This is a genomic window from Streptomyces sp. NPDC127190, assembly GCF_042672505.1.
Taxonomy (GTDB): domain Bacteria; phylum Actinomycetota; class Actinomycetes; order Streptomycetales; family Streptomycetaceae; genus Streptomyces.
In genome coordinates this window covers 134,295-145,092 of sequence record NZ_JBHXVE010000011.1, presented here as the reverse complement: position 1 = coordinate 145,092, position 10,798 = coordinate 134,295, and the positions used below count along the sequence as shown (strand labels likewise).

Sequence of the window (10,798 nt, the reverse complement as noted above, 5' to 3'; positions counted from 1 at the left end):
CACACAAACAAATATCAAAATTTTTTTTATTTTTTTTTGTTTTTATTGTTTTTTGTCTATTCTCTCCCACCTACCGCCCCCCGGCCCCCAAAGACCCCTGAACCAGGGGCGTGCCGGGGCTTCGGCGTTGAGGTGTGCCCTGCTCAGCCGATGGCGTACGCGTTGTACACGGTGGTGGTCGACGTGTCGTGGTGCGTGTCGGTGACCGTCGAGCGCAGGCCGACGCGGCCGGAGCCGGGGTTGTGGACGGCCATGGTCCACTTGCCGCCGGACAGCTTGGTGGTGGCGGCGTGCCAGGTCGTGCCGCCGTCGGTGGTGTACCACGCCCGCACGGACTGCACGCCGTCCGACAGCTGCGTGATGGTGCCGTCGTTCGTGCCGTTGCGCTGCATGCCGAGGACGACGGACGTGGTCGACCCGGGGGCCGCCAGGTTCCTGCTGTTGAGCGCGTTGGGCCAGAAGCGGGTGATGTAGTCCCGGATCTGCTGGTTCTTGCCGGGGTCGGCGTAGAAGTGCAGGGACAGGCTGGCCGTGGTGGACAGCGAGCCGGACGGCAGGCTGCCGCGCCGGGCCGAGGTGTCGAGCGTGTACCAGCCCGCGCCGGGCAGCTTCGGCTGCCCGTCGATCTCCTGGCCGGGGCCGTACTTCTGCGAGTAGAGCGTCTTGCCCGCGTGGGTCAGCTTCACGCTGCCGGCGGCCAGCGTCCCGCCGGCCGTCAGGGTCGGGTCGGCGAACATGTTGAAGGACCCCAGGTACAGCTGCTTGTACCAGGTGTAGGGCAGCTGACCGCTCGGTCCCCAGACCGCGTGCCCGAGCGTCAGGGACGTGGTGTGGCCCGCGGCGTAGGAGTGCCAGCCGCCGTAGACGAAGTCGTTCGCCTGCTGCGAGACCTGCCACTGCCCGGCCGGGAGGTGGGCGGTGAAGGAGTTGGGCAGGTTCCGCTCGAAGATCAGAGAGTTCGGTCCCCAGGAGCAGGAGCCGCCGCTCTCGGAGGAGTAGTCGAAGGAGAAGCGGGCCTGGCCGCTGTCCGGGCCCGAGCGCGCGGACACCTTCAGGGCGGTCAGCGCGGACTGCCGGAGCGTCGCGGACACCCCGGACGGCACCCCGCCGGCGTGCATGCCGGACGCCACCCAGAAGTCCCCGCCGGTCTCCGACCGCGGCTGGTAGGTGGTGCCGTACGCCAGCTGGTACGCCTTGCTGCCGGTCGGGATGACGTACAGCTCGCCCGCCGGTGCCGACGTACCCATGGAGGCCGGGCCGTTGTCGGTGGCGCAGACGTAGGCGCTGACCGTGTGGTCGTAGCCGCTGCCCGGGCTGGGGCTGAGCGAGACCTTGACCGCCCGGCCCTGCCGGGCGTCGAACGTGGTCTTCGTCGTCCCGGAGACGGTCACGTTGTGCCCGCCGACGGTCGAGGCCTCCCCGGTGGCGTCGGTGATGGTGGTGACCAGCTCGTAGCTGCCGGCGGGCAGCGAGGTCGCCTTGTTGCTGTCGATGAAGCGGAAGTCGTTCGTCTTCGTGTTGTAGACCGCCACCTGCGCGAAGACCGGCTTGCCGGCCCGGTCCAGCGTCGTGACGGTGAGCGATCCGCCCGCGGCCGACGCCGTCGAGGCACCGGCCAGCAGAAGCGGCGCGAGGACGGTGACGACGCTCGCGGCAGCTGTGGTTCGCCGCATGAGACCCCCCAATAGGTACGCGACAAAAGCGAGTCACCGTAGCGCGCCCGCTTCCGCCGCCGCGCTCCGGGGGGTGTCCTGCGGGGTGCCGTGTGCCCGGGCCGCTCCTGCGCCGCCTCCAGGCGGGCCAGCTGCTCCGGCTCCAGCCTCGGTTCGAGCGCGCCCAGGCACTCCTCCAGCCTTCTCCTGCGACCGTCACCCCAGTCCGGGTGGCCGAAAATCGCCGGTCGCGACTCGGCCATTCGACGGCTACCAGCCCGCGGGAGCGCTCCCACAATAGAATGGGAGCGCTCCCGCAGGCACTCGATCGAACGCATCGTTCGACTTGATCATCTACTCCCGGCCACACCCCCTGAACCCGGAATTCCGCATCGCCGACCCCCCGGAATACCCCTCCATTTCCGCCGCGGGACAGCCTGAAAAAGAAGCCGATCCGGCCAGTGACCGGCAATTCAAGAATTGCGAGAAATTCTCGACCACGGCGATAGGGAGGTGATAGCTTCACACCATTGATCCAACGGGGAGAGTTCGTCATGAGATATCCGCGAACATTCTGCACGGTCAGCTGACGATCGCCCTCTTCCGGGCCGGCCGGCGCAACGAGGCGCTGGATCTCCAGGTCGGCACCTGACACCGGTCACGCACCGGTCCCGCACCCGTCCTTCCACGCTTCACGGCAATCGCTCGGCGATGGCTCGGGGAAGCCGCCGAGCACGTTTCTCGCGCGGCCGCTGAAGGCTGCCGGAAATTCACCCTGCCGGCCCGGAGAAACCACCGGCCGGCTGATCCAGAGGGGGATACTTCCATGCCCACGGACATACCCACGGAACGCAATCCGGAGCCCGCACCGGGCGCATTCACCCATGGCGCCTCCGTGCGCGCCGCCTGGCTGGCGGGGAAGCGGCCCCCCGCGGCCCCGCAGCGGCCGGAGACCGCGCTGCGGCCCGACGTGCCGCTCGCCACCGCCCATGTCGCCGACAACCTGGACCTGGTCGGCAAGATCTACCAGGAGTCCGTGTTCCCGAGCGTCCTGCGCGTCGCCCAGGGCGAGCGCCTGGACGCACCGCTCGTGGTCGACCTGGACCCCACCACGGTGTGCGACCTGGCCTGCCCCGAGTGCATCAGCTCCAACGTGCTGCACCACGGGCAGCTGTCGAAGGACCGGATCGTCGAACTGGCCGAGGAGCTGACGCAGACCGGCGTACGGGCCGTCATCCTCATCGGCGGCGGGGAGCCGCTGCTGCACCGGGCCATCGACACCGTGATCGAGACACTGCACGGGGCCGGCATCCGGATGGGACTGGTCACCAACGGCACCCAGATCCACCGGCACCTCGACCAGCTGGCCGGGATGCTCTCCTGGGTGCGGGTGTCGGTGGACGCCGGCACCGAGGAGACGTACCCGCTGTTCCGGCCCAGCCGCGGCGGACGCAGCATGTTCCCGCTGGTGACGGAGAACATGCGGCTGCTCGCCGGCCGCAAGAAGGGCCGCCTCGGCTACTCGTTCCTGCTGATGCAGCGCTTCGCGGCCGACGGCACCCTGGAGGCCTCCAACTACGACGAGGTGTACACGGCGGGCCGGCTGGCCAAGGAACTGGGCTGCGACTACTTCGAACTGAAGGCGATGCTCGACCAGGACCACTTCACCGTGAACCAGGACGACCGGTACATCGACCAGGTCGACGAGCAGTGGCAGCGCCTGAAGGAGCTGGAGGACGACTCCTTCCACCTGCTGCGGTCCTCCAACTGGGAGGCCGTACGGCACGGCGCGGACCCGCACCAGCCCAAGGAGTACGCCACCTGCTCCGTGGCGGAGCTGCGCACCACCGTGACCCCGACCGGGGTCTATGTCTGCCCCTACCACCGCGGCAACGACAAGGGGCGGATCGGGGACATCCGGGACACGTCCTTCACCGAGCTGTGGCGGAAGGCCGACACCACCGTCATCGACCCGCGCCAGGACTGCCGGTTCCAGTGCGCCCGGCACGGCACCAACGCCGCGATCGGCGGCCTCGCCGAGCCGGGCCGGCCGGTCACCCTCGTGCCGGACTTCGACCCCTTCATCTGACCGTGCCCTGAACCGTGCCCCGAACCGTTCTCTGAACCGTTCGCCGACCGGAAGGAAAGACACCACTGTGCGAATCGCCGTGATCGGGGCGGGCCCCGCCGGGCTGACCAGCGCCAGGCAGGCGCTGGCGGCCGGGCACCGGGTCGTCGTGTACGAGCGGACGGACGCGGTCGGGGGCATCTGGAACCCCGCCTCGGGCGGCGCCTACGACAGCGTGCGCATGCAGAGTTCGCGGATGAGTTTCCCGTACTCGGACTTCGCGCCGGGCTTCGGCACGGACTTCGCCACCCGCGGCGAGGTCCACGCCTATCTGCACGCCTACGCCGAGGACTCCGGGGCGCTGGAGGTCATCCGGTTCGGCCACACCGTCACGGAGGTGGTCAAGCGGGACGGCGCCTGGCGGGTGACCGCACGCTCCGGCGGCGCCGACTCCGCCGAGGACTTCGACGCCGTGATGGTGGCCAGCGGCGAGCTGTGGGAGTCCCGGCGGCCCGCCTTCGTGCCGGACCCGTCGACCGGCGTACAGGTCCGCACGGCGAAGGACTACCGCCGCCCCGAGGACTTCGCCGGCCGCCGGGTGCTGGTGGTCGGCGGCGGGGTGAGCGGCGCCGACATCGCCGCCGAACTGGCCGCCCACGGCATCGCCGTGGACTGGTCGGTGCGCCGCCGCGCGCTGTTCCTGCCCCGCTTCTGCGCCGGCCACTACAACGACGCGCTGTTCTCCTACATCGGTCGGGTCGCGGTGGAGGAGCTGCCGTACCAGGACTATCTGAAGTGGCTGGAGAGCCTGCTGCCGGACTACTTCGCGCAGTACCGGGCGACCGGGCTGCTGCCCGAGGACGGGTTCCACGGCGCGGTCCACGTCAACGACCGCATCGTGCCCGCCGTGCACAGCGGCGCGGTGACGGTCGTACCGGCCTTCGAGCGGTTCGAGCCGGACGGGCGGGCCGTGTTCGCCGACGGTTCGGCCGGGCGGTACGACACCGTGCTGCTCTGCATGGGATACGGGCCGCCGGACTACGGCTTCATACCCGGCCTGCGGCGGGAGGAGCTGTACGAGCACTTCTTCCATCTGCCCGACCCGACGCTCGCGGTGATCAACACGCCCGTGGACACCGAGGCGTTCGGCACGGCCTGCCCGTACTTCGAGGCCATCGCGGGCTGGGCGCTGCGGGTGTTCACCGGCGAGGCCGTGCTGCCACCCGTCGAGGAACGGGCCGAGTGGTGCGCGCGGCACATGAACCGGCTGACCGACCGGCGCTACTACGACTGCTGGCTGGAGACCGTCCGGATCGGTCTGGCCGCGGGCACGCTGCCCGACCCCGCACAGGACTTCGCGGGGTACTGGCGGATCGTCGCCCACCAGGTCGATCCGGCCGCCCTGCGGCCCGGCGGCCCCACGCCCCCGCCCGCCGCGCACGACCGCGCCCTGTTCGACCTGGCGGACCTCAAACACCGCGTGCTGGCCGCGCTGCCCGGCACCGCGCGAGCCACGCTGCTCGCGTCGGGCCAGATCACCGCCTCCGAGTCCGCCGCGGCCGAGCGGGTGCCCGCACGGCGGGTGATCCGCCCGGAGCTGCCCTACCGCCAGCGCGCGGAGCGGGAGTCCACCCAGCGGGGCCACGGGTGACGGCGACGGCGGAGCCCGGCGCGCCCGGCCGGGGACGGCTGGCGGCGGTGCGCGCGGGCGCCGCGGAGCTGCTCGGCGACCGGGCGCTCGGCGCGCTGGTCGGCGGCACCGGGCTGATCGGGGTCGGCGGAGCCATGGTGACCTCGTCGGTCAGCCTGTTCCTGGCCGACGAGGTCGCGGTGGCCCCGCTGCTGATCGGGCTCTTCTTCGCGGGCCGGGCCGTGCTGGAGATCAGCTCCGACCTCGTCCTCGGAGTGCTGTCGGACCGGATCGGCAACCGGCGCACCCTGCTCGCGATCTGCTCGGTGCTGTCGGCCGCCGGCGCCTTCGGCTACATGCTGCTGCGCAACTACTACCTGCTGTTCGCGGTCGGCGCCGTCTGCTTCGGCCTCGGCAGCGCCTGCTTCTCCCAGCTGTTCGCGTACACCCGGGAGTTCGCCGACCACCGCGCGCTCAATCCGGCCTTCTTCAACGCGGCGCTGCGCTCGGTCACCTCCGTCGCCTGGATCGTCGGCCCGCCGCTGGCGTTCTTCCTGATCGCCGCCCGCGGTTTCGCCGTGCTGTTCTGCACCGCCGGCGCGCTCTACCTCGCGGCGGGCGCGGTGTGCCTGTGGGGGCTGCCGAACCTGGCGTTGAGCGGCGAGGGCGAACGGGTGCGGCGGCCGTACGCCGGTCTCGGGCGCCGGATCTGGCTGCTGCTGACCGCGATCGTGCTGCTGCTCGCCGTCAACAGCGCCTACCAGATCGACATCTCCCTCTTCGTCACCCGGGACCTCGGCCTGGACACCGGCTTCACCGGGGTGCTGCTGGGGCTGGCCGCGGCGCTGGAAGTACCGGTGATGATCTTCTTCGGCGCGCGGGCCGAACGGATCGGGCTGTGGCGGCTGACGACGACGGCCGCCGCCTGCGCCGCGCTGTTCTTCTGTCTGCTGCCGCTGGCCCGGTCGGCGCCCGAACTGATCGCGCTGCAACTGCTCAACGCCGTCTGGACCTCGGTCGTGCTCAGCGTCCCGGTGACCATCCTCCAGGACGCCATGACCGAACGCGTGGGGGTCGCCTCCTCGCTGTACTCCGGGGCGTTCAAGGCCGGGATCCTGCTCGGCGGGGCCACCACCGGGGTGGTCACCGAGTGGGCCGGATTCACCAATGTGTTCTGGGTGTGCGCCGCGCTCGCGGCGGCGGCCACCCTGCTACTCGCTCTCGGGAGGGGCCATGGAACCGACCGCACCGCTGTGCAGCGTGGTCGTACCGACGTACAACCGGGCACCGCTGCTGCGGCTCACCCTGGAGTCGCTGACCCGGCAGACGCTGCCGAGTGACGCCTTCGAGGTCCTCGTCGCCGACGACGGCTCCACGGACGACAGCGCCGAGGTGGCGGCCGGGTTCGGGGACCGGCTGCGGCTGCGGTACCTGCGCCAGGACGACCTCGGCTACCGGGTCGCCGCCGCCCGCAACCTGGGGCTCGCCCACGCCACGGCGCCGGTCACCGTGTTCGTGGACTCCGGGGTGATCCTGCACTCGGGCGCCCTCGCCGCCCATGTGGACAGCCACCGCGACCCGGCCGGTCCGGTCGCCGTGTGCGGGTACGTCTACTGCTTCAACGAGGACAACGAGGACGGCGCGCTGATCGAGCGGGCCATCGACTACGCCGACCCGGACGCGACCATGGCCGAGCTGGCCGGGCAGGGCCGCTGGCTGGACATCCGGGAGGAGTTCTACGCCAAGTACGGCGACGACTTCGCCGCGCTGCCGGCGCCCTGGCTGGTGTGGTGGACCTGCAATGTGTCGGCGCGCACCGAGCAGCTGCGGGCGGTCGGCGGCTTCGACGAGGCCTACCGGTCCTGGGGCGCGGAGGACGTCGATCTGAGCTACCGGCTGCACCGGGCCGGCGCCCGTTTCGTGCTGAACCGGGCCGCCGCCGCCATCCATGTGCCGCACCCCAAGAGCTACCACGCGAACATGCGGGCGGTCGCCGGGAACTACCGCTACTTCGCGGAGAAGTACGACACCCCGATCACCCGGCTGGTCCCGGACCACCACTTCTTCGAGATCAACGACCTCGTCGCCGAGCGGGGGCTGCCGTCCTGCCCCGAGTACCTGGCCGGTGCCGAGCCGGAGACGGGTTCCGTGCTGGTGTTCGCGCCCCATCCCGACGACGACGTGATCGCCTGCGGCGGCACCATCGCCCGCAAGACGGCGCGCGGGGCGCGGGTCGGCATCGTCTTCTCCACCGACGGCTCGCGCTCGCACTCCGCCGTCCTCGGCATGGACACCCCGACCCCGCAGGAACTGACCGTCATCCGCGAGGGCGAGGCCCGCGCGGCCGCGGCCCGGCTCGGGGTGGACGACGACGCCCTGCGCTTCCTCGGCTTCACCGACACCGCGCTGGCCGGCGCACTGCCCGACTTCCGTGCCGCCGTCCTCAAGCTGCTCGCCGAGAACCGCGAGGTGACGGAGGTCTATCTGCCGCACGACGTCAGGGAGCTGAACGCCGACCACCGGCTCACCGGCGAGGTCGTCCTGGACTGTCTCGCCACCCTCGGCATGACCCCGCGGATCCACAAGTACGTGGTGTGGGACGAGCAGACCGAGGCCGAGTTCGCCTTCGTCAACCGCAGCGAGCCGGCCGCCGCCCGGGCCACCGACGAGCGGCGCCTGGTCCGGGACATCGCGCCCCAGCTCGCCGCCAAGCGGGCCGCGCTCCGGGAGCACCGCACCCAGGTGGACCTCTACGCCCCCGGCCAGCGGCGGACCGTCGTACCACCGGAGTTCGTCGAGCGGATCTGTGAGCGCGACATCGAGGAGTTCTGGGTTGCCGCCGACAGCTGAAGCCCGTGAGCACGCACGCGAGGAGAACCGGATGAGCGAACTGCCCTACCACGCCGACTGGCCCGCGGTCCGCTCCGCGATCGCGCCGCTGCCCGAGCAGGAGCGGCGCGTCGAGGAGATCCTCTCCCAGCTCACGCTGGAGGAGAAGGTCGGCCAGATGATCCAGCCCGAACTCGCCGAGCTGACCGCCGAGGACGTGCGGGACTTCCACATCGGCTCCGCGCTCAACGGCGCGGGCATCTGGCCCGGCGGCAACCGGAAGGCGAGCCAGGCCGACTGGATCAAGACCGTGGACGCGTTCTGGGAGGCCGCCGAGAGCGGCTGGGAGGGCCGGCCCTTCCGCATCCCGTTCATGTGGGCGACCGACGCGGTGCACGGCCACAACAACGTCCGCGGCGCCACCGTCTTCCCGCACAACATCGGCCTCGGCACGGCCCGCGACCCGGACCTGCTGCGCCGGATCGGGGCGGCGACCGCGCGCGAGATCGCCGCCACCGGCATGGACTGGACGTTCGCGCCGACCGTCACCACCCCGCGGGACCGCCGCTGGGGCCGCTACTACGAGGGCTACGCCGAGGACCCGGAGGTCGTCCACGGCTACGCGTCCGCCATGGTGCGCGGCCTCCAGGGCGAGCCGGGCGAACTGACCGCGGACAGCAGGGTGGTGGCCTGTGTGAAGCACTGGGTCGCGGACGGCGGCACCGTGTACGGCGCCGACCGCGGCACCGCCGTGTGCGCCGAGGACCTGGTCCGCAACATCCACGCGGTGGGCTTCTTCTCCGGCCTGGCCGCCGGCGCGCAGTCCGTGATGGTCTCCTTCAGCAGCTGGGACAACCCCGCCAACTACGACCACAGCCCGGACACCGGCCCCGCCTACAACCACAAGATCCACGGCAGCCGCTATCTGATCACCGATGTGCTCAAGGGCCGGATGGGCTTCGACGGGATCGTCATCAGCGACTGGGACGCGCACGCGGAGATCGCCGGCTGCACCGTCGGCGACGCCGGTTACGCCATCGGCGCCGGGATCGACGTGCTGATGGTCGCCGGGCGGGAGGCCTGGCAGTCCGTGCACCGCAACGCCTGCGCGGACGTCCGCGCGGGCCGCATCCCCGAGGAGCGGATCGACGACGCCGTACGCCGGGTGCTGCGGGTGAAGATGCGGGCCGGGCTGTGGGACAAGCCCCGGCCCCGGGAGCGGTCGCTCGCCGTCCGCAGCGATGTGCTCGGCTGCCCGGAGCACCGGGCGCTGGCCAGGGAGGCGGTGCGCACGTCGCTGGTGCTGCTCAAGCACCGGGCGGGGGTGCTGCCGCTGGCCCGCTCGGCGCGGGTGCTGGTCACCGGCAGCGGCGCGGACGACATCCAGAAGCAGGCCGGCGGCTGGACCCTCACCTGGCAGGGCAACGACGTCACCCTCGACGACCTGCCCGGCGCGACCACCGTGGCCGGGGCCGTCCGCGAGGTGGTCGGCGAGGCCAACTGCACCGTCGACCCCGGGCTGAGCACCGCGGACCCGGCCCGGTACGACGTGGCGCTGATGGTGCTGGGCGAGGACTCGTACGCCGAGATGCGCGGCACGATCAAGCCGTGGGGCACCCTGTCGTACGCCGGGCTGAAGCGCTCGTACGCCCGCGACCTGGAGATCCTGCGCCGGCTGCGCGCCCAGGGGGTCACCGTCGTCACGGTCTACCTCGGCGGCCGGGCCCTCTACCTCACCGAGGAGATCAACCTCTCGGACGCGTTCGTGGCGGCCTGGCTGCCCGGCACCGAGGCCGGCGGCATCACCGACGTGCTGTTCCGCGCGGCGGACGGCACACCCGGGTACGACTTCCAGGGCCGGCTCGGCTGCTCCTGGCCGCGCACCCCGCGCTCGCACGCGGTCAACCGGATCCCGCCGCACATCCCCGGCTACCGGGTGCCCGCGGAGGAACAGGCCCCCGAGGGCGAGCACGAGCCGCTCTTCCCGTACGGCCACGGGCTGCGCCTTTCCGACAGCTCGCCCACGGAGCCGCTGCCCGAGGACACCTACCGGGACGACACCCCGGCACCGCCGGTCACCGGCCCGCTCGCGGTGCCGGGCGGGGCGGACACCGGGTTCGTGTTCCGGATCGGCGGGCACAACACCTGGTCGCGTCCGGAGATCTCCTTCGACGGGCCGACGGACGTGCTGGTGGTGCACAGCGAGCCGCTGGCCGACCCGGACCGGCCGGGCGCCCTCGCCCTGCGCTTCAAGGGCTACCCGGCCTTCGTCTACGCCCAGTACGCCTCCGGTGAGCCGGCCGACCTGCGCGGGTACGCCGGAGCCGGGGGGCGGGTCGCGTTCGAGGCGCGGGTGTTCGAGGCGCCGTCCGAGGAGTTCTTCCTCGCCTGCCACGACGACTACCCCGCCCAGCCCGCCGTGGACATCTCCGCGACCCTGGCAGAGCTGCCCCGGGGCGAGTGGGCCACGGTGAGCGTGCCGGTGGAGTCGCTGCGCGCGATCGGCTCCGATCTGCGCCATGTGGACGTGCCGTTCATGCTCTACACCGACGGCACGGCCCGCCTCGACGTGGGCCGGGTGCGGTGGCTGCCGCCGGGAGAGGAGGGATAGCGCCTTCT

Annotated in this window: 6 protein-coding genes; 5 read left to right on the top strand and 1 reads right to left on the bottom strand. The window is 71.6% G+C overall.

The window, feature by feature from the left end; translation table 11 throughout:
* Positions 1-143: 143 nt before the first annotated feature.
* Positions 144-1,673, bottom strand: a complete 1,530-nt coding sequence (locus tag ACFVIU_RS19070; protein ID WP_385843756.1) for a hypothetical protein — start codon at positions 1,671-1,673, stop codon at positions 144-146.
* A gap of 805 nt (positions 1,674-2,478) precedes the next feature.
* Here ACFVIU_RS19070 and ACFVIU_RS19065 point away from each other — a divergent pair.
* The 5 genes from ACFVIU_RS19065 (at position 2,479) to ACFVIU_RS19045 (ending at position 10,790) form a co-directional block, all read left to right on the top strand.
* Positions 2,479-3,741: a radical SAM protein gene (locus tag ACFVIU_RS19065; protein WP_385843755.1), complete on the top strand. Its 1,263-nt coding sequence runs from the start codon at positions 2,479-2,481 to the stop codon at positions 3,739-3,741.
* A gap of 67 nt (positions 3,742-3,808) precedes the next feature.
* Complete coding sequence (locus ACFVIU_RS19060) at positions 3,809-5,371, top strand: flavin-containing monooxygenase (RefSeq protein ID WP_385843754.1); 1,563 nt, start codon at positions 3,809-3,811, stop codon at positions 5,369-5,371.
* Entirely contained in the window at positions 5,368-6,690 is a 1,323-nt protein-coding gene (locus tag ACFVIU_RS19055; protein ID WP_385843753.1) for an MFS transporter, read from the top strand. Before ACFVIU_RS19060 ends, ACFVIU_RS19055 begins: the two co-directional genes overlap by 4 nt.
* Positions 6,584-8,200 carry a PIG-L family deacetylase gene (locus ACFVIU_RS19050; RefSeq protein ID WP_385843752.1) on the top strand — a complete coding sequence of 539 codons (1,617 nt, stop codon included), beginning with the start codon at positions 6,584-6,586 and terminating at the stop codon, positions 8,198-8,200. Before ACFVIU_RS19055 ends, ACFVIU_RS19050 begins: the two co-directional genes overlap by 107 nt.
* A gap of 31 nt (positions 8,201-8,231) precedes the next feature.
* Complete coding sequence (locus ACFVIU_RS19045; RefSeq protein ID WP_385843751.1) at positions 8,232-10,790, top strand: glycoside hydrolase family 3 N-terminal domain-containing protein; 2,559 nt, start codon at positions 8,232-8,234, stop codon at positions 10,788-10,790.
* Positions 10,791-10,798: the final 8 nt, after the last annotated feature.